The following is a 21025-nucleotide window of genomic DNA, read 5'->3' as shown; positions in this document are numbered from 1 at the left end:
CGATTAAAGGAGGATATAGATATGCTGAATAAACCATATATTGTAATTGAATGGAACGATACGGAAACGGATGCTGTGGGATGGCTGTGCTGTTTTAACTTTGTGAGCAACTACTGCAGCGGCGGTCTGCGGGTACATGAGACGGTTACCAGAGAAGAAGTAATTAAGCTGGCCACGGGAATGGGATACAAATACGCCGCCTGTCACTCCAAAGTAGGGGGAGGCGCCAAGGCCGGCATTCGGTATGACAATACAAAACCGGATAAATTAGAGGTGGTAAAGCGCTTCCTTCTCGCCATTGCCCCTTATCTGGAAAACGGGGTATCCCTGGGCGGCGATCTGGGAATTGGATACGGACAGGTGATGGATCTGTACAAAGAGCTGGCCATCCCGGGCGTTCCTCATCTGGTTGCGAAGAAATATGAGAGCGATCCCAAGATCATTCAGGGACTGAAAGATAATGATACATTATTCGATATGCCGTACAGGGGATTTGTGATGTACGATGCCATCACCGGCTACGGGGCGGCCGCAGGGCTGGATGAGAGCTGGAAGCAGATGGGCGGAGAGCCCGGAGCCACTGTTATGATTCAGGGCTTCGGTGCGGTTGGTACCGGAGCAGCCCGCTGCCTCAGCGAGATGGGATACAAGGTTGTGGCCATCAGTGATGCTAAGTGCATGGTGTACTGTGAGAACGGCCTGGACGTGGATCTCCTGATAAATTCGGTAAAAGACAGAGGCTATCTGAACCAGGAAGCCTTCCTTCCGGAATATCAGGTGATGAAAAATACCCAGTGGGAAGAAATCGCCTGCGACATCTTTATGCCGGCGGCTCTGGACGGAGTCATCAACGAGAAGAACGCAGATAAGCTGCAGTTTAAGCTGATTGTGGAAGCTGCAAATATACCCACCACCCCGGAAGCAGACGTGATTCTGGAGAAGAGAAATATTCCTGTGGCACCTGATTTTATCGTAAATCTGGGAGCGACCAGACTCTGCGACGCAGTGCCCTTCGGGCTGATTCCCCTGGAGCCTCAGGCTCTTGTGGATGACTCTCAGAATATTATCCGGGAGCACATCAGCAATCTCTTCCGCATGAAGAAGGAGCAGGGCATTACCCTCCGGGAGGCAGCCAGGATCCGCTGCCAGCCGCTGCCCTCCGAGGCGCCGGATGTTGACTGGCAGGGAAAAAAATAAATAACAGTCAGGATCGCAGGGAGCCCCCTGCGGTCCTCCTTTGCTATCTCCACAATAAACCATGTAAAAGGCGGGCAGGTTATGAAGAAAAAAGAAAAAGTAAAAAGAAAGGGGATTCCGGTCCCAAATGTATATGTTTTAATGCTTTTTGTAGTGTTACTCTGCGGGATTCTTACGTATGTGATTCCTGCCGGCGAATACAGCCGGGTAACAGGAAGCGGAGGACAGGAGGTAGTCGATCCTGACAGCTTCCGTTATGGAGAACAGACGCCTGTAGGCGTTATGGGACTTTTGGAAACCGTTCCCCAGGGTCTTGTGGAATCTGCGGGAATGATTTTTCTTATCTTTATCTTGGGGGGAGCTTTTCAGGTGGTGCAGGAGACAGGGGCGATTCATACAGGAATTGCGATTCTGACACATAAGCTGGGAAAAAAGGAATTTGTGGTAATTCCTGTGATGATGTTTTTGTTTTCTATGGGAGGGGCGCTGTACGGAATGGCAGAGGAGACCCTGCCCTTTATACCCATCATGATCCTACTTGCAACCTCTGTGGGATATGACTCCCTGGTGGGTGCCGGGATTGTGCTGGCCGGATCCACAGCAGGGTTTGCTGCGGCATTTTTGAATCCCTTTACCGTGGGGATCGCCCAGGGGATCGCGGGGGTTCCCCTGCTTTCCGGCATGGGGCTGCGGGTGGCCCTCTATATCTGTATGGTTTCCCTGGCTATCGGCTATGTGCTGCGGTATGCCCTGAAGGTAAAAAAGTCTCCGGAGATCAGCGCCGTGCGGGAGATTGACCTGGGCAGAACGGATCGCCTGAACCTGGAGGAGACCCCGAAGCTTACCGCCGGACAGATTCTGGTGCTTTTAACCTTTGTGGGGACCATTGGAGTGCTCATATACGGAGTGTTTCGTTACGGATGGTATCTGCAGGAAATCACTGCCCTCTTTTTCGGCATGTCCGTGCTTGCCGCTGTATTTACAGGAATGTCTCCCAACAGATACGGCGAAAATCTGGTGAGAGGAATGACGGGGATCGCCGGGGGAGCCCTTGCCGTTGGATTTGCCAGATCCATTCTGGTTGTTTTGCAGCAGGGAGGCATACTGGATACCATATTGTTCGGGATAGCAAAAGGGGTTGCCTGGCTTCCGGCGCAGATTTCTGCCATGGGTATGTATCTCTTCCAGTGTCTGCTGAACTATGTGATTCCCTCCGGGAGCGCCCAGGCGGCTGTATCCATGCCTATTATGGCCCCTCTGTCCGATTTGGTGGGGGTGACCCGGCAGACGGCAGTCCTGGCGTTTCAGCTGGGTGACGGGATTTCCAATATCTTCACTCCCACATCGGGCCTGTTAATGGCCGGACTGGCTCTGGGAAAGATTCCCTGGAATAAATGGGCCAGATGGATCGGTCCCCTGATTCTTCTGGAGTATCTTCTGGGCGCTGTCTTCATCATCATTGCCCAGGCCATTCATTACGGTCCGTTTTAGGAGGCCGGCGCAAAAGGAAAGAATAAGGAGCAGAATATGAAAGAAAGAATTATTCAGGAAATAAAAAAACACCGGGAAGAGATTTTCCAGATTGCCAGGGAGCTGTATGAGCACCCGGAAATAAGCGAGCAGGAATATTTTGCAGAAAAACTCCTGACGGAGCATCTGGAAAAGCACGGTTTCCGGACAGAGCACGGGACCTGCGGAATCCCCACCGCGTTTACTGCTGTCTGTAAGGGGGGAAGGCCCGGCCCCAGAATTGCCTTCCTGTGCGAATACGACGCATTGGAGGGGATTGGCCACGGCTGCGGGCACAATCTAATCTCTGCCATGTCCTTTGGGGCTGCCCTGGGGCTGAAGGCTGTGCTTGAGGAGACAGGGGGAGAGATTGTTGTCTTGGGGACGCCTGCAGAGGAAACCAACGGCGCCAAGGTGGCAATGGCCAGGGACGGTATTTTTAAGGATATCCTGGCAGCGCTCATGCTCCATCCGGACGGCGTGTCCAAGGAAAGCGGGAGCTCTCTGGCACTGGATGCCCTGCGTTTTCGCTTCCGCGGAAAGACGGCACACGCCTCCGCGGCCCCGGAAAAGGGGGTCAATGCCCTGGATGCCGTGCTCCTCATGTTTAACGGAATCAACGCCCTCCGCCAGCATGTGACAGACGATGTGCGGATGCATGGGATTATCGCTGAGGGGGGACTGCGCCCCAATATTGTGCCTGATTATGCAGAGGCCAGATTTAATTTCCGGGCCGCCAAGAGAGAGAATCTGAATGAGGTGGTGGAAAAGGCAAAGGAATGTGCCAGGGGAGCGGCCAGGATGACAGGGGCGTCCGTGGAGATCGACTACTATGAACTGTCCAATGACGATATGGTGACCAATCCGGTGCTGGGAAGACTCATGGCTAAGAATTTCAGGTATATGGGGGAAACAGAGGTACAGCCCGCCCGCCGGGAGATGGGATCCATGGATATGGGAAATGTAAGCCATGTGGCTCCGGCCGCCCATGGCTTCATCGGTCTGGGAGACCCCGATCTGGTGCTTCATACAAAAGAAGCGGCGGAGTGTACGATCTCTGAGAATGGAAAGAAGGCTGCAGAGAGGGGGGCATGCATCCTGGCTCTCACCGGGTATGATGTATTGGTATCTGCAGAGGTGCAGGAAGAGATTCGCAAAACATTTACCGGAGGGGGAAGGTAAAAGATCCAGAACTTTACATGCCGATTCTCATATTTTACATTTACGAAACTGGATAAATATGATAAAATTTAAAGACTAAGAAATAAGTAATTTATCTGACATGCAGCTGCGCTTCCAGGCAGGAATGCCGGGATGCAGCTGCAGTTAAAATAAAATGATAGAATAGAGATGACCCTCTATGGCCGGAAATAAAAAGAATAAGAACAAAGGCTTCACTCTGGTGGAAGCGATTGTAACACTTACCATATTAGGAATTTTACTGACGATTGCGGGCTTAGGCTTATCGGCGTATCTGCGCCATTCTGCCTTTGTGCGCAATAATAACTATGCCCAGACAATTTTTTACGCGGCATCTTCTTCCCTGAATCACTATAAGTCTACCGGGCAGCTGAAGGAACTTCAGGAGTATATGACACAGGGAGCCGGAAAGAATCAGACAGTAGACAGCTCTATGGTGGAGGATCTGCCCGAGGAGTATGACGGTCGTCTGTATTACCTGTCCTTAGTTCCCGGGAGCGCTGAGACCAATCTGCTGTATGAACTGCTGGAGCCTTATATCTATGATGAATCTGTACTTGACGCGGCTATTACTGTGGAATTCGATCCCGCAGAGGGCCTTGTCTATTCGGTCTGCTACAGTGACTATGCAGACGAGTTTTACTATCAGAAGGGCGAGAACACGAAAGAAGACCGTGGAAGTGTGAATATCAGCAGCCGTACCCGCAGCATCCGCAAAGAGCGGATGATTGGTTACTATTCTTCAGATGAAATGTCCGAACAGTCCCCGGGTGCTCTGGGCAAACCCGAGCTTCAGGAAGCGGAGCTGATAAACGACGAAGAACTGAGCCTGAACTGGCATCTGAAAAAGGAGTATTTTGCACTGACCGAGTATCTGAACTATTCCATTAAGCTGTACGACAAAGAGTCGAAAAAGCTTCAGGCCACCATGGAAGTGAATACAGAGGATAAGAATAAGATTCTGAAAAAAGGTTCGGATCTGGGGAATAAGATTTACTGTGATGTTACTCTTTACAGCTATGGAGCGGACGGGAAAGAAGAAGGCCATACCGTGATGGAAGACTGTCCTTTCTATGCTTACGGGGAGGGGAGCAGGCTCACTCTGGTTCTGGATGCCGTAGACCTGGCGGCTGTGGAAAAAACATCTGCGGATGAGTTGAAGGATACCCTGAGCGTCATCCGATTGGGTCTTCAGGAGAAAACCATATATGCGAGAATCAAAGCTTTTGCCAAGAATTACAAAGCCAGCGCCTGGAAACAGAGCAACAGCACCTGCACCACCTTTGCATCTGCCGCCCAAAACGGGGACCAGACAGTCTATGGCGTGAAAAATGCAAGACATCTCTATAATATAAGATTCTCAGAGAAGGAACGGGAGGCTCTTGCAGGCAGGAAAAAGGATACAGACAAGATTATTTATACACAGACCGGAACTGTCCGGTGGAGCGGGGAAAACAGTGTTCTCAGCCGGGGGCATGTCTACCGAAAGGGCGTTGTATTGTCTTCGGAACAAGAGATAAATGAGACAGCTTTTCCGCCCATCCGGAAATTAACGGAGGGATCCGCTTACACAGGAAAGAGCGGCAATACAAAATATACTATTGAGAATCTGATTCTGAAGGCAGATCTTCAGAACAGGGAGAAAGACAAAGCTCCTCAGGTAATAGAACCTCTGGGGCTGTTTGCCGTGAATGAAGGAACCATACAGGCGGCCACTCTGTTGGAAGTGAAGGCAGAGGGAGACAGCTGTGTGGGCGCGCTCTGCGGCAGCGATAAGGGCAGTATTTCCGACTGCACGGTCAGCGGTTCCGTGACAGGGACCACAGATGTGGGTGGTCTCATCGGAATCCGAACAGGAGAAAAGGATGCGGTCTACAAAAACCTGACCAACCAGGCCCACGTGTCCGGAGAGCTTCGGGTAGGCGGGGTGATCGGAAGCATTGGAAGGACTGCGGGGGAGGATGATAAGAAACCTGCAGGGGATACTCTGGATACCTGCAGGAATTACGGGGGTGTCACAGCCAGCGCAGTCTCCGGCAAATACATAGGAGGCATCACGGGATACAGCGACGGCGGAATCTTAAAGAACTGTGTCAGCACCCCTTCGGCAGCCGTGAAGTATGAAGAGGAGAAGCCTGCGGATCTGTTTGGAGATTTTGTGGGCGGAATCGTGGGATACTCCAAAGACAGCACCATCACCGGCTGCAAGACGAGCAACCGTGATATACATAATAAGATAACCGACGCTTTTGTAGTCGGGAAACGTTTTGTGGGCGGGATCGCCGGATTTACGGAGGACAGCAGACTGGACGGCAGCCGGCAGGCGAACCAGGCAAACGTTCTGGGGGAATCCTATGTGGGCGGAATTGTGGGCGCCAACGGGATTCTGGACGCGGAAGCGGGCACGGTATCAAAGGACGGCAAGAAAGAAAAAACGGTGGAAAACTGGACCAATGAAGGGATTGTTGTGGCCACAGCAGCCTTCGGAGGCGGCATTGCCGGATATAACGGCGGAAGGATTCTCGACTGCACCAGCAGTGTGAACACCCTGTCCCAGGATGGGGAAGAGCTCCTTGCCAGGACGGAAAAGCTTGGGAAAAATGGAGATTATATCGGTGGAATCGCCGGTTATAATGAAGGAACCATACGAAGCAAGGACGGCACAAGGGTGACTAGTGTAGCGGCCGGCCATAACTATGTGGGCGGAATCGCAGGGTATAACCGGGCAGGGGATACCGGCGAAAATGCCAGCATACGGGGTTATACCCTTGCGGGGGGATACATCAGCGGCAGCTGCTTTGTGGGCGGATATGTGGGCCTGAACACAGGGACAGATATTTTCACAGAGGGCAGCCATAGAATTGACTCCAATCCTAATGCGGTGGAGGGCGCCTATTTTGTGGGAGGCGTGTTCGGAGGGAATATTATCGCCGCCTATGAGGAAAAAAGGATTGCCATTGACTGCGGGACAGACAATTTCCTGGGAAGCATACGGGCAGAAGCAGGGGCTTTTGCAGGGGGATATGCGGGTTATACCCAGCTTGTGGCAACCGGGGAGGAGGCAGAGAAAACAGCTGCTCTCTACTGTGCCATAGCTGACCGGCATGCCGGGGATGTTCCGGGAATGACCGGTGAAGTGCTGGCCAACGAACTGTCAGCTGCTTCTTATACAGATGCTGTGTTAGAGATGTACAACGAAGAGGACGGCAGAGGAGGAAATCAGAATACATTAAAATCTGTTGAGGCTGAGCTCTATGCGGGCGGTGTAGTGGGCTATAATGCCGGCAGCACCAGTCTTCTTCTCAAAGGCATCCAGAACAATACCCCGGTATACGCCTATGGGGTTACTGAAAATCAGGAACTCTCCCAAACGGAGACCTTCTCCTATGCCGGCGGGATAATAGGGATAGCCTCCCGGCGGGTTACCATTGATGACTGCAGAAATACAGACAAAGGAATCGTGCGGGGACAGGGTACCTACACCGGCGGGATCGTGGAGGTAAATCAGGGAACGATTCAGAACTGTACCGTTGGCTCTATGACCGGGGAATCCTTCCTTGGGGGAATCGCAGGGCTTAATAAAGGCGGCCGGATCGAAAACTGCACCCTGACCGGGCAGATGCGGGGAGACTCCTATGTGGGCGGCATTGTATGCCAAAACGAGGGGGAGGTTGTCTCCTGCCGTGTGCTCCCCGACGATGCGCAGGCGTCTTCGGTGATGGGAGACGGCAGCTATATCGGCGGGATCGCCGCGGTGAACAGCGGTGACAAGGCCGGCATTACAGGCTGGGAGATCAAAGGAGATATCGAAGGCGCGGGAAGCTATGTGGGCGGAATCGCGGGAAGCAACGAAAAAGGAGCCATTATCAGCCTTGAGAAAAAGCAGGAGGCTGCCCAGACCGGAACCATTACCGGAGGGGCGGATGTGGGCGGAATTGCCGGAGCTAACGGAGGGGACATCTATGCCTCCGGCGGACTTCTGGAGAATACATTTACGGTAAGGGCCCTGGAGGGAAATGCCGGCGGAATCGCCGGCCTGCAAAGCAGCACAGGAAATATCTCCGGCACCGGAAACGCGGGCAGTATCATCGCGGAAAAGGGAAATGCAGGGGGGATTGTCTGTGACAACCAGGGCAGTGTAGAGGCTTCGGAAAACAGCGGGGAGATCACTGCCACAAACGGAGAGGCCGGGGGCATCTGCGGAGAGAACCGCGGGACGCTTACCGGATGCAGAACTCTCGGCGGAACTCTGTCGGGTCAGGGGGTTCTGGGAGGAATCGCCGCCTCCAACCGCGGAAGTATTGAAAACTGCAGTCTCTTAAGCCAGGCAGAGCTTGCCATTATAGGGGGACAGCCGGAGAATTACATCGGAGGCATCGCAGGCAGAAATACAGGGGCAATTGTCATCAGCAAGGTGGGCACCAAAACTGCACCGGTACGGCTTTCCTCCGATGAGGACAATTCCAGTGTGGGCGGAGTGGCCGGCTATAACGGGCCGGGAGGCAGCATCGACGGGGGGAAGGCACCGGAAACAGAATGCTATGCGGATATCACCCTGGAGGGCAGGGCGCAGGGAAATCTGGGAGGGATTGCCGGCGTCAATGAAGGCACGGTCTCCTATTACGCGGCAGCGGGCCGCATCCAGGGAGCACAGGCCCAGGGACAGCCGTACGGCATCGGGGGAATAGCCGGTGTCAATGGAAACGGAACGAATACAGCGGTAATCCGCAATTGTATGTATCAGGGCGAGAGCCTGAAAGGGGGAAAGGGTAGCATACACGGGAATGGCATCTCTACCACCAGTGAGGATCTGGTGCGCGTTGGCGGCATAACCGGACAAAACCTTTCCGGGGGAGAGATCCGTCAATGCACCGTTGCCGGCGGAAGCAGCATTACAGGGAGCCTCTCCTACCTGGGCGGACTCGCAGGCTATAACCAGGGTCTTATCCAGGACTGCACAGAGGGGACAGAGTCCGTTGTGGTTCAGGGGATAAAGAGCAGCTGTGTGGGCGGCGCTGTGGGATATAACGGGGACGGGGGCAGGACTGCCAATGTCTCTGTGGGCATTGCGGACAGCACCCAGGAAAACAGGAACTGGAGCATTGTCAACAGCCAGAATACCGCCCATGAATTCGGCACAGGAGGCATCATTGGAAATAATGCATCCCGCTACGATCAGAGCGGGCTTACAAACCATGCTTCCGTAAAGACGGATCAGTATTATGTGGGGGGAATCATAGGCATTCAGGCCAATCGGATTTCTCAGGGAACCTTGATTGCAGACTGCAAAAATACAGGTTCTGTCTACACCTCCAGGTACGGAGCAGGTGGGATCATAGGCTTTTTGAGAGACAATGGAGTCACCATCAGCGGCTGTGTGAACCAGGGAAAGGTGACAGCGGACTGCAGTCGGGACACTGCCTACAAAGCAAGAGCCGCGGGGATTCTGGGAGACGCCTGGACCAATACGGCGAATATGCAGATTACGTTTATGAACTGCGGCAATGAAGGGATCATCGACACCAGCATGTCCGGCAGCCCTTATGTGGCGGGAATCTTCAGCTATGTCAATGCGGTTTCTGCTTCCCAGGTTACGCTCAGTGACTGCTATAACGCAGGGGTACTGAAAAACTCGGCGGACGGCGGAGGCATTGTGTCTAATCTGGGCGGCAATATGTCGGTTACGCTGATCCGGTGTGTCAACTATGGAAGCGGACTGAATCTATCGGGCAATTTTTCGGGTATTACCGGCCGCACAAAGGCCTCTATGGAACATTGCTTCGGGGTGGGGAAGGCTGATTACCCCCTGGCCAGAACGAACCAGAGCATGGGAAGCCTGAATTATTATTTCGGATATGGGAATGTGTCATCCGCAAGCGGAGGAAAACGGCTGGCTTACCCCAGCGGCTGGGACTCTTCAGGCTGGGGTTCCATATCTGCTGTTAATAAGAAGCTGAATGGCTTTGATTTAACATTTCCATCCAATCCGGCCGCCGGAAAGATCTACGACAATGCTTCCTCGGCTCAGCAGCTGCAGACAGCGGCAAATAAGATAAAAGATATCTGCAAGGCGCCCATCGATCGTTATTTTGCCCAGTATTACGGAGCTGTTAATCTGGGAGAACCCCGGAATTTCGGGGCAAAAGCCAATGGAGATACCTACACGGCGGCCTGGAGCCAGGGGACTAACGGGGATAGGGTATATTATTATGAACTGAAGTTATACCGGGCGGGAGAGTCAGAGCCTGTGAAAGTGGTGCAGGTACCCAAAAACCAGTATTCTGCTGAATTTACCATAGACAGTGCATGGCCGGACGGCACAGCCTTTTGGATTACGCTCCAGGCTGTGAGCGGCAATGCTTCCAGAAGTTCGGCGATTTTAAAAACAGAAACCTTTTATACGGCGGAATCTCTTCCGGAGCCGGAGCTGGTATATCATATTACGGGGGGAAGCTCCTCCCAGATACAGGGATATTTTTCGGTGGCTAATCTGGAGGAGTATAAGAGTCTAACGAAAGACAGCTGGGAGATCCACATTACGACAGATGCCACAGGGGAGATAATTCTCCGGCAGTCCAATGGAGGAAGGGTATCGTACACCTTTAATTCCGGAACGAGGAATCTTTCTACTGTCTGCTGGGCGGAGGACAGCGCCGGAACCTACAGGACATCGGCTGTGGCATCCCAGCTCTCCTATCTCCGCTCACCGAAGCAGCTTCCCCGGGTGGCCAGAACTGTCTACAATTCAAGCCTTTCCGGAACCTCTGTGAGTGATATGAAATACCAGTTTGAGGTTAGAAACAATAACACGGGGGATTCCTTCGGCATAGATTACAGGGCAGAGATGCTCCATGGGGATGAAATTTTGGCGGAAACTTCGGCAAAGATTCAAAAGGAGGGTGCACAGACTACAGTGTCCCTGGACTTTGCAGCGCTGACGGAGGAAGAATTCGAGAAGCTGACCAGGGTCGAGGCAGCCGGTGAGACCATTACCATAAGATATTTTGCCTGGAGCAGCGGCATCGGCAGATATTATCAGGATGCGGAGACGGGTGACGCAAAAGCCAACGGTTCTTACCTGAACGGGGACAGATACTATAGTGTTTCTCTGGCCCAGGGACCGTACGCCGGTGAGGACAGATTTACATTCGTGATGCCTCCAAGGCTGGATCTGGTTACCATCAGCGGCACCATGGGGTATGAGGAAGCCGGAGGAAAAGACAGGTACACATTTACATGGAACTCAAAAGCGCCCCGGCTGTATGACGTTCAGCTCATTGGATATAAGAGTGAAACAGATACCGAGGGGGTTGAGATTATCTCAAGAAAAGGGATGACAGATACTACGCTGACGGTCGACGGAACCAGCTGGAGCTACAGCCGGGTACGATTGTCTGTTACCCACAGAGGGGTGAGCGGGGAATCCATAGACAGCAGGCAGTCCAGGGACTTTAGGATAACCCGAAGACTGTCGCCGGTATCTCAGCCCAAGGCGGTGCTGCCCTCCAGGGATAACCTGATTTACCAGGTTACCTGGAACCCTCTCACAGATGAGGAACAGCTGAAGTGCCTGGACAGCTATCTGATCACCGCCTCCGCGGGAACTAAGACTGTGACAGCTTCGGCGGGCAAAGAGGACACCAGCCTTCTCCTGAATCTGGAGGATTTCAATGCCCATGACAGAATTTCCATTACCGTTACAGCTGTCTCCGCCGATACATCCAGGTATCTGAATTCCAGAGCCAGTGTTCCGGTTACCGTAGAACTGCCCCAGCGGCTGACAAAGCCGGATCCGGATACCACAGGCTTCCAGATAACTCTGGAGCCGGAATATCAGGCAGAATACGGCGGAGGACTGACGGAGGAAGAATTCCGTCTGAACGGGCTTACCCTTAGCGCAGCGGCGGAAACCACAGAGGAGGGGGCCTATGCCGGTGAGGCATATATTACTGAGACGGCGGAAGCGGAGGAAACCCCGCTGTATCAGCTGAATTCTTATACGATGAACGGAAGTCTGACAACCGCTGACTATAATTTCCTGGGAATCCCCACGGAATATGCGGGGAAATACCTGCATATAAGAGTCAGAGCGGTATCGAATAACATTGTATCTTCCCAGTGGGGCCAGTGGTATACGTTCCGGCTGCCCAAGGTGAAGATCGCTACACCGGATCTGTCTCAGACAGACAGCCGGGAAATTATATGGAAAGAAAAAACCAACAATGGAGTTACCACAGGGGAAAGTTCCATCAAGGCAGTACACACGGCCCTTGCATGGAATGGGGTTACCTATGGCACCGGCTACCAGCTTACCACAGTTCCGCTGGATACAGGTGCAGACACGGCCTATACTGTCTATCTGCACTCCACCGGGGATCCCGGAGAGCCGTTTGCACTCTGGATGCGACCGGAGGATATGGATCCGGAATTCCAGGAAGTAATCCAGAACGCCGGAGCGGCAGGAAACGGGGAGAACCGGTATGTGAAACTGCCTGCAGCTGTCAGCCAGGAAACCGGGCGGACACAGTATACCTTCCAGATTCCCCGCAGCTGTCAGGTCAGCGGAAAGGACAGCGCAGCCGGATATCAGTATCAGCTGTATGTGAATCCGCAGATACAGTGTACAGTCACAGATGCCGGAGATGTGAGCTTTGTCTACATCGCACCGGATATGACAGTGCATAATCAGGATTACCATATGACGGCGGCGGCGGTACTTCGGGCGTATTCCTGGGAAAAGAGTGAGTACAGAGAGGCTTCCTATCCTGTATCCTGGCAGCTTACCAGGATCACTGCTTACGGTGAGTATCTCTATGAGATTCAGGAAACTCTGGATACGGCAGAGAGCGCGGGCCAGATAGGACTCCTGCCGGAAAGGACGGAGGTGAGAGACCTCCTGACCAGGGAGCTGTTCGACGATATCATGGATAAAAAGCTTAAGGAGCTGCTGTCCGCGGATCTTCTGAGCCGGGCAGCAGAAAAAAGCGGGGATGGTGTAGAGAATGACAAGGAGTAAAGGGAAAGATAAGCTGTATGCCGCCTCCCGGAAACGGGAGGGGTATACTATGATCGTAGTGCTCTGTCTGATGGCTCTTTTTATGGCTCTGGCTCTGTCGCTGATCCTGGCCTCCTCTGTGGCAGTCAGCCGGGCGAACCAGTCATATGCCCAGGAACAGTGCCGGATGTCGGCCATCTCCTTTAGCAAGCTCCTGGAAGACTATCTGGGGCGTGATACCAATCAGTTAACCATGGGTATCCGCCAGGAGATAGAAGACCAGAAGTGGCCGTACTATGATGAGGACGATACCTCCGGTGTCCATAATGAGATGAATGCCATGAAGAATTTTTCCATTGATACCGCGTTCCAGCCGGAGGTTGAGGAAAAGGCGGGAACGTTAAAGGTAAAGATGTATTGGCAGACCAATGACGAGGAGGCAGTCAACGATCCGGAACATCCGGAGTATACAGACAGTGAGCTTGTGGTAATCGTAACCTGCAGTTTCAGAAAGCAGGAATACAACGTCACCACAAGATACCGGGCCACAGTGGAAAAGGAAGGCGGCGGCGAAACCGGTGAAAAAAATGTGTGGGACGGAACCTGGAACAGAATCGGGAGGGATGAATAATGATACAAAATAAAAAGGGAACTACTCTTGTAAGTGTGATCGTTTCCTTTGCTATTCTGATGATTATTATTTTACTATTTTCCCGCTCAGTGACTTTATCACTGAACCTGTCCAAAAAAGCTGATAAAATCTTACAAGAGACCACGGAGGCAGTGAATACTTACTACACAGGGGACAATCCGCAGACTACACCCAGCATCCTGAATATGACTGAGGACGGGGCAAGCGGTTCGTCCATTGCAGTAAAGCTGAATCCCCATTTCTGCGGGAAGAGCAGCGATGATACGGATAAGGTAATCTATTATTTTACCCCTTAGGGCGGAGAGTAGGGAATGACAAATGAATGAGCTGAAGAAGACAAACGGAACCACACTGGTGGAGCTTATGGTGGCATTTGCCATAGCCGGGATCTTCATGGTATCTGCTGCCATGCTGGTCTCTTCGTTTACCAATGTCTATCTGCGTATTATCAACAGAAACCGTATTCAGGATATCAGCAATGTTGTGATGGAAAAGGTAGTGGAGGAGCTGACCTATGCATCGGAGACTGCCACAGAGGTGGATGCAGACCGGGTAAAGGGAAGCGTGATGCTCTCAGGGGAGGACAGCGACGGGAACTATCTTGTGGCAGAATACAGCAACAAGGACGGCAATCCGGTGCGGATGAGCACGCAGGCAGACGGGGAGGGAAACCAGAAAGGACTCCTTCTGGAATACCAGCCCATATATGAGAATAACTCCCCGGATGGAGCCATCCTCTATGAGGGATCCCAGTGGTATATGGGGAAGGGGTTCTACAAGAAAAACCAGGTGGACGTAAGATTCCGAAAGATAGAAAACACTGCATGTATTCAGGTGACTCTAACGGTATCGGATGAAAAAGGCCGGTACAAAAAAACAACAGAAAAATGCGTGGAATGCATCGATCTGGACCCGAATGATGTGCAGGTAGAAGGCAGCTGACGCAAATACGATTCTGCAAATAATATGTAGAATTGTGCTGATTTTGCGACTCCTTTTTGTTGACTTACACAGGAGAGTACTGTATAATTTTTGTTAAGAATGTACAATTTATAGAAGTTATAAAATATATCTAAAGTACATAGAATTGGCTGAGTTCTGAGAAGATAAGGCCAGATTTGAGGAGAGGACCAGGGATAATTATTGGTGTTCATCAGGTACAGAAAGGCTTCTAAGGGTAATTTAGGCGCAAAGCCTCTGTATCTGTTTTATAACGTCACGAGCCGTGGGGCAAGTGCGGGAACATATAGAAAAGGAGAGAAAGGAAGTAGATTTACATGAATGTAATGAAAAAATTGAGAGATTCCAGGAAGAATAAAAAGGGTTTTACGCTGGTTGAGTTGATCGTTGTTTTAGTAATTTTGGCGATCTTAATGGCTATTTTGATTCCGGCGCTGACTGGGTATATTAGGAAGGCACAGGATAAGCAGGTAGTTGCAGAGGGAAGAACAGCTTTGATGGCGGCTCAGACGGCGTTGTCTGAGGAGTACGAGAAAAAAGATGCTACAACTAATTTTGTTGAGGCAGATGTTATAAAAGAAATTGCTGATTTAACGGATGGAGACTTAGATGGTTCTTACAGTGTCGTAGTAGATCCAGCGACGTATAAAGTAAAGACTCTTTCTTATAGTAATGGAAAGAAGACAGCTGTATATAATTCAGAAGCATCTGGAACTGGAGATAGTGCAGTGGAAAAAGGCTGGACCGTTCAGAATGCATCTACCATTACGACTAACAGTGTAAAACTTGAAACAACAACACCGTAAGTAATATGTCGTTTTTAACTAAAATTAGTTGATTGTCTTGAAAAATGCTTGATTTACGGGCATATTCGCAGGTTTGCAGATTGATTTTACTACTCATTTACTACTTTTAACGAATTGAGCCTTGATATGCAAAAGCACCTGCGAAGCTGCCGGATAAACCACTACACCACCTTACGCGGCACGTCGAAAAGAAAAAATAAAATAAGCACCACCTATAAGGCGGCGTTTCTCACTCCCACACAGGAGAACAGGAACGCTGCTTTTTTTATGCCCTCATGTTACGCAGTAAGGGCAAATAAAGCCTTGATTTATGCGGCTCTTAGAGCGCGGAAATGAGAAAGGCAAGGGTTGATACCTTTTCCCTCAAAACCGCGTTTCTACTGCGTAACAAATCCAACCAAAGGAGTGATGAAGCTATGGCAGTTTTCCGCGTGGAAAAGAACAAAGGTTATACGGTTATGAGCAACCACCATTTACGCAACAAGGAACTTTCCCTAAAGGCAAAGGGCTTGTTGTCGCAAATGCTCTCACTTCCCGAAGATTGGGACTACACCCTTGCAGGGCTGTCCCTTATCAACCGGGAAAGTATCGACGCTATCCGCACCGCTGTATGGGAGCTTGAAAAAGCCGGATATATCACAAGGCGGCAGGGACGCGACGAGAAAGGCAAAATGACCGCTATTGAGTACACCATTTACGAACAGCCACAGCCCCCGGCATTGGATTGTCCGGTATTGGAAAATCCAACAGCGGATAAGCCGATATTGGAAAATCCGACACCGGATAACCCGACGTCGGAAAATCCAACGCAATTAAATAAAGAGATACAAAAAACTAACTTACCAAAAAAAGAAAAATTAAATACAGATATATCAAGTACCCATTCCATTCCTTTCCATTCCCTAAATCCCTCTCCCTTAGAGGACGCGGCACAGCTGCCGGAACGGAAGCGAAAGGAAGCGACAGACGCATACAGCGTGTATGAGGAAATCATCAAGGACAATATCGAGTACGACTATCTGATACAGGACAGATACCTTGACCGGGACAGGATAGAGGAAATCCTTGCCCTTATTCTTGAAACCGTCTGCACCAAACGAAGAACAATCCGTATCGCCGGGGACGACCACCCGGCAGAGCTTGTAAAAGCAAAATTTATGAAACTGAACAGCGAACATATCCGCTTTGTACTGGACTGTATGCAGGAAAACACCACCAAAATCCGCAACATCAAGCAGTACATGAAAGCTGCCCTTTTCAATGCTCCGTCTACGATTGGCAGCTATTACACGTCCCTTGTATCTCACGATATGTACGGCGGGCGCACTATCCAGTCGGCAAGAAGCAAGGGCATACCCGATTACACCTGCAACGAGGGCGAAAGCCTGTAAACCAACCCAAAGGAGGATTTTATGATGACACAGAAAACAGGAGCTTTGATTTTTGATGAAACCGCTGACCGCTACGACATTCGCTTTGACGTAAACGACTATTACGGGGGATTGCATTGCGGCGACTGCATGGAGGTCTTTGTGCGGGGCAAATGGAAGCCGACCCGTATGGAGTACGGGGACAACTGGTATCTTGTGGGTATTCGGGCGGCAGACCTTTCCGGGCTGCGGGTACGGATTTAACAGGGCGGCGTGAAAGCGGATGCTCTTTTTTCATGCCCGTCCCGTTTCCCGGCGGCGGGCATACCACCATAGAACACGAAAGGAGGACACCCATTGCAGGAGGAAACCAACGAAAAGACCATAGCCCTTTACATCAAGACCGGAAAGCTGACCGCGCAGCAGCTCCAAAAGGCTATGAAAGCCCTGCTTGCACAGATGAAAAAGCAGCATGACAAACAGAAAATCCCGCATGGCAAGCAGACCCTAAAGCAGCTTATGAAGCAGAACGCGGGCGTTTCCAACATTGAAATCACAAAGGACAATATCAAAGCCTTTGAGAGTACGGCGAAAAAATACGGGATTGACTTTGCCTTAAAGAAAGACAGCACCGAAACCCCGCCCCGCTATCTTGTGTTTTTTAAGGGACGGGACGCGGACGCACTGACCGCAGCTTTCAAGGAGTTTTCCGCAAAGAAGCTGACGCAGGAACAAAAGCCCTCTATCCGCAAGCTGATTGTTTCCCTCAAAGAAAAGGCGGCGGCTCTGAACGCACAGAGGGAAAAAGTGAAGAAAAAGGACAGGGAGGTATCGCTATGAAGCCGGAACTTAAAAAGCTGCTTATCCTAAATGCCCCCTATCTGCTCTTTGTCTATCTCTTTGACAAAATCGGACAGGCGGTGCGGCTCTCTCCGGGGGCTGACCTGTCCGGCAAGGTGCTTTCCCTTGCAGACGGCTTTTCCGCTGCCTTTGCAAACCCGCTTCCGAGCCTTGCACCTATGGATTTGCTTATCGGTATTGTAGGGGCTGTCCTTATCCGGCTGATTGTCTATGTAAAAGGCAAGAATGCGAAGAAATACCGGAAAGGTATCGAATACGGCTCTGCCCGTTGGGGCAACGCCGAAGATATAAAGCCCTACACCGACCCGGTATTTCAAAATAACGTGCTGCTCACACAGACGGAACGGCTTACCATGAACAGCCGCCCAAAGCAGCCAAAGTATGCAAGGAATAAAAATATCCTTGTTATCGGGGGAAGCGGCAGCGGCAAGACGAGATTTTTCGTAAAGCCCAACCTTATGCAAATGCACTCAAGCTACGTTGTAACCGACCCGAAAGGAACGGTTTTAGTCGAGTGCGGGAAGCTCTTACAGCGGGGCGGGTATCGGATAAAGGTGCTGAACACCATTAACTTCAAAAAAAGCATGAAATACAATCCCTTTGCCTATCTCCGCAGCGAAAAAGACATTTTGAAACTGGTAAATACTTTGATTGCCAACACCAAAGGGGACGGGGAAAAAGCAGGGGAAGATTTTTGGATAAAATCGGAACGGCTCTTTTACTGCGCCCTTATCGGCTACATTTGGTACGAAGCCCCGGAGGAAGAAAAGAATTTTACGACGCTGCTTGAAATGATAAATGCCAGTGAAGCCCGCGAGGACGACCCGGAATTTCAGTCCCCCGTTGACCTTATGTTTGAACGGTTGGAGGAAAAAGACCCGGAACACTTTGCTGTCCGGCAGTATAAGAAATTCCTGTTATCTGCGGGAAAGACAAGAAGCTCTATCCTCATTTCCTGCGGGGCGCGGCTTGCCCCTTTTGACATTAAAGAGCTGCGCGACCTTATGGAAACCGACGAAATGGAACTTGATACCATAGGCGACCGTAAGACCGCCCTGTTTGTCATTATCAGCGACACCGACGACACTTTTAACTTTGTTGTGAGTATTCTTTACACGCAGCTTTTCAATCTTCTTTGCGACAAGGCAGATGATGAATACGGCGGCAGGCTGCCCGTCCATGTACGCTGTCTGTTAGACGAGTTTGCAAATATCGGGCAGATACCGAAGTTTGAAAAGCTCATAGCCACTATCCGAAGCCGGGAAATCTCTGCTTCAATCATTCTGCAAAGCCAGTCGCAGCTAAAGGCGATATACAAAGATAACGCCGATACCATAGCCGGCAACTGCGACACCACCCTTTTCTTGGGCGGCAAGGAGAAAACCACCCTCAAAGAAATGTCGGAAATCTTGGGGAAAGAAACCATTGACAGCTTCAACACTTCCGAGAACCGGGGGCGTGAGGTATCACATGGGCTGAACTATCAGAAGTTAGGCAAGCAGCTTATGACCGAAGATGAAATTGCAGTCATGGACGGCGGGAAATGTATCTTACAACTACGAGGGGTACGCCCGTTCTTCTCTGATAAGTATGACATTACAAAGCACCCCAACTATAAATATCTTTCCGACTATGACAAGAAAAATACCTTTGATATGGAAAAGCATTTAAGGCGCAGACCCGCCCTTGTAAAGCCGGACGAACCCTTTGACTATTACGAAATCAGCGAAGCAGATTTGCAGGAGGACACCGACCATGAATAGACGTATGCAGAAGAAAAAAGATAAGAAAATCACAGAAGCCATAAACGGGCTTGTTTTCATTGCCGAGCGACGGGAACAGCAACGGCAGGCAGCTATCCAGCAGTTTGTGAAACGGTGTGAAGCCCTGTATGAGCAGAAACGGGTGCGGCGGGAACTTTGATTTTACGGGAGGTTATACTATGAGCAGACAGAAAACAAAAACTGATGATATACGTCGTGAACATTATTTTACAAAGATGATAGAAAATGCAGAAAACGCTCTGCGGGAGTATTTGCAGGAACGCGGAGGGGAACAGACCCTTTACGTTACCGAGTATATGCAGCGTAGGAGCTATCTTTTGGAATGACGAAAAATGTGTGTTCCCGGCTGAAAAGAAAGGAGGAATTGACGCAGTAACAAAGAAAAAGACAACTTGCATGATACGCGCCCCTACAAAAATTCCTATCGCCCACACTGACAACTGAATACCGCCGCGCGGCAGAACTTTAGGCAGCGCGGGGACTTATGACCGCGGCAGTTTGAAAACTGACCGCCGTTTTTTATGCCCTTTTATAGGGCAAGCCGCATTTGCGGCAGAAAGGAGCTTTATGGAATTTTTTAACTCTGCTATCGACGTATTACAGACCCTTGTTATCGCACTGGGCGCAGGCTTAGGCATTTGGGGCGTTATCAATCTCTTGGAGGGATATGGAAACGACAATCCGGGTGCAAAATCACAAGGCATTAAGCAGCTTATGGCGGGCGGCGGCGTTGCCCTTATCGGCACTATCCTTGTACCGCTTCTTTCCGGTCTGTTCGGATAAGATTACGGAGGGTAGCCTATGGAGAGCATACTGGAAGCGATTAACGAATGGATAAAAGAAATCCTTATCGGAGCCATTAACGGCAACCTTTCCACTATGTTCGGGGACGTAAACGAAAAAGTAGGCACCATTGCAGCGGAGGTAGGCAAGACCCCGCAGGGGTGGAACGCAAACATTTTCAGCATGATACAAAACCTGTCGGAAAATGTGATTGTACCCATTGCGGGGCTTGTCATTACCTATGTCCTCTGTTATGAGCTTATCAGCATGGTAACGGAAAAAAACAATATGCACGACATAGAAACATTTATGTTTTTCAAGTGGTTTTTCAAAGCCTTTGTTGCCGTTTTCTTGGTAACACATACCTTTGATATTACTATGGCGGTGTTTGATATGGCGCAGCATATTGTATCCGGCGCGGCGGGGGTAATCGGCGGCGATACGAATATCGACGTAACCGAAGCCCTTGCCGCCATGCAGGAGGGACTAAAAGATATGGAAATCCCCGAACTACTGTTACTTGTCATGGAAACGAGCCTTGTAAGCCTTTGTATGAAAATCATGTCCGTACTGATAACCGTTATCCTCTACGGCAGAATGATTGAGATATACGCCTACTGTTCTGTTTCCCCTATCCCTTTTGCTACCATGACAAACCGGGAATGGGGACAGATTGGGAACAACTACCTAAAGGGGCTGTTTGCACTGGGCTTTCAAGGCTTCCTCATTATGATATGCGTCGGCATTTATGCGGTTTTAGTAGGCGAAATGGTCTTAGCGGACAATCTGCACAGCGCGATTTTTTCCCTTGCAGCCTATACCGTTATCCTCTGTTTCTCCCTGTTCAAATCCGGCGCACTGGCAAAATCCATATTCAACGCCCACTAAGGGCAGAAAGGAGGTTTTTT

Annotated in this window: 16 protein-coding genes; all 16 read left to right on the top strand. The window is 50.7% G+C overall.

All coding sequences use genetic code 11. From position 1 onward, the window contains the following. The first annotated feature begins 21 nt into the window (after positions 1 to 21). The 16 genes from BUA56_RS01940 (at position 22) to BUA56_RS01875 (ending at position 21005) form a co-directional block, all read left to right on the top strand. Positions 22 to 1197 (top strand): Glu/Leu/Phe/Val family dehydrogenase, encoded by a 1176-nt coding sequence (locus BUA56_RS01940; protein WP_072848558.1) that lies wholly within the window; start codon positions 22 to 24, stop codon positions 1195 to 1197. Positions 1198 to 1278: 81 nt separating this feature from the next. Beyond that, a complete protein-coding gene (locus tag BUA56_RS01935; RefSeq protein ID WP_072848556.1) occupies positions 1279 to 2688 on the top strand; it encodes a YfcC family protein in 1410 nt (469 codons plus the stop codon). 36 nt (positions 2689 to 2724) lie between these two features. After that, complete coding sequence (locus BUA56_RS01930) at positions 2725 to 3888, top strand: M20 family metallopeptidase (protein WP_072848554.1); 1164 nt, start codon at positions 2725 to 2727, stop codon at positions 3886 to 3888. 178 nt (positions 3889 to 4066) lie between these two features. Continuing rightward, positions 4067 to 12922 carry a prepilin-type N-terminal cleavage/methylation domain-containing protein gene (locus tag BUA56_RS01925; RefSeq protein WP_072848552.1) on the top strand — a complete coding sequence of 2952 codons (8856 nt, stop codon included), beginning with the start codon at positions 4067 to 4069 and terminating at the stop codon, positions 12920 to 12922. After that, a complete protein-coding gene (locus tag BUA56_RS01920; RefSeq protein ID WP_072848550.1) occupies positions 12909 to 13532 on the top strand; it encodes a hypothetical protein in 624 nt (207 codons plus the stop codon). The genes BUA56_RS01925 and BUA56_RS01920 overlap by 14 nt, the downstream gene beginning before the upstream one ends. Beyond that, on the top strand, positions 13532 to 13849 hold the full coding sequence (locus tag BUA56_RS01915; RefSeq protein ID WP_072848548.1) for a type II secretion system protein: 318 nt from the start codon (positions 13532 to 13534) through the stop codon (positions 13847 to 13849). The genes BUA56_RS01920 and BUA56_RS01915 overlap by 1 nt, the downstream gene beginning before the upstream one ends. A 22-nt stretch (positions 13850 to 13871) precedes the next feature. After that, positions 13872 to 14495, top strand: a complete 624-nt coding sequence (locus tag BUA56_RS01910) for a PilW family protein (protein ID WP_072848546.1) — start codon at positions 13872 to 13874, stop codon at positions 14493 to 14495. Between the two features lie 335 nt (positions 14496 to 14830). Beyond that, entirely contained in the window at positions 14831 to 15319 is a 489-nt protein-coding gene (locus BUA56_RS01905; protein ID WP_072848544.1) for a type IV pilin protein, read from the top strand. Positions 15320 to 15735: 416 nt separating this feature from the next. Then, on the top strand, positions 15736 to 16710 hold the full coding sequence (locus BUA56_RS01900; RefSeq protein WP_018112837.1) for a DUF6017 domain-containing protein: 975 nt from the start codon (positions 15736 to 15738) through the stop codon (positions 16708 to 16710). A 24-nt stretch (positions 16711 to 16734) separates the two neighbouring features. Next, on the top strand, positions 16735 to 16953 hold the full coding sequence (locus BUA56_RS01895) for a DUF5348 domain-containing protein (RefSeq protein WP_004611927.1): 219 nt from the start codon (positions 16735 to 16737) through the stop codon (positions 16951 to 16953). A gap of 93 nt (positions 16954 to 17046) precedes the next feature. Beyond that, a complete protein-coding gene (locus tag BUA56_RS01890) occupies positions 17047 to 17529 on the top strand; it encodes a PcfB family protein (RefSeq protein ID WP_069432335.1) in 483 nt (160 codons plus the stop codon). Beyond that, positions 17526 to 19313, top strand: coding sequence for a VirD4-like conjugal transfer protein, CD1115 family (locus tag BUA56_RS01885; RefSeq protein WP_072848542.1), 1788 nt, complete (start codon positions 17526 to 17528; stop codon positions 19311 to 19313). The genes BUA56_RS01890 and BUA56_RS01885 overlap by 4 nt, the downstream gene beginning before the upstream one ends. Beyond that, on the top strand, positions 19306 to 19473 hold the full coding sequence (locus tag BUA56_RS23165; RefSeq protein ID WP_018112834.1) for a hypothetical protein: 168 nt from the start codon (positions 19306 to 19308) through the stop codon (positions 19471 to 19473). Before BUA56_RS01885 ends, BUA56_RS23165 begins: the two co-directional genes overlap by 8 nt. Positions 19474 to 19492: 19 nt before the next feature. Continuing rightward, positions 19493 to 19660 (top strand): hypothetical protein, encoded by a 168-nt coding sequence (locus BUA56_RS23160; protein WP_162858247.1) that lies wholly within the window; start codon positions 19493 to 19495, stop codon positions 19658 to 19660. Between the two features lie 241 nt (positions 19661 to 19901). Further along, positions 19902 to 20117: a Maff2 family protein gene (locus BUA56_RS01880; protein WP_009906233.1), complete on the top strand. Its 216-nt coding sequence runs from the start codon at positions 19902 to 19904 to the stop codon at positions 20115 to 20117. An 18-nt stretch (positions 20118 to 20135) separates the two neighbouring features. Further along, positions 20136 to 21005 (top strand): VirB6/TrbL-like conjugal transfer protein, CD1112 family, encoded by an 870-nt coding sequence (locus BUA56_RS01875; RefSeq protein WP_032513415.1) that lies wholly within the window; start codon positions 20136 to 20138, stop codon positions 21003 to 21005. Positions 21006 to 21025 lie beyond the last annotated feature (20 nt).

It is taken from the genome of Lactonifactor longoviformis DSM 17459, from assembly GCF_900129135.1.
Taxonomy (GTDB): domain Bacteria; phylum Bacillota; class Clostridia; order Lachnospirales; family Lachnospiraceae; genus Lactonifactor; species Lactonifactor longoviformis.
The sequence above is the reverse complement of the archived record's forward strand: the minus strand, read 5'-3'. Positions and strand labels throughout refer to the sequence as shown.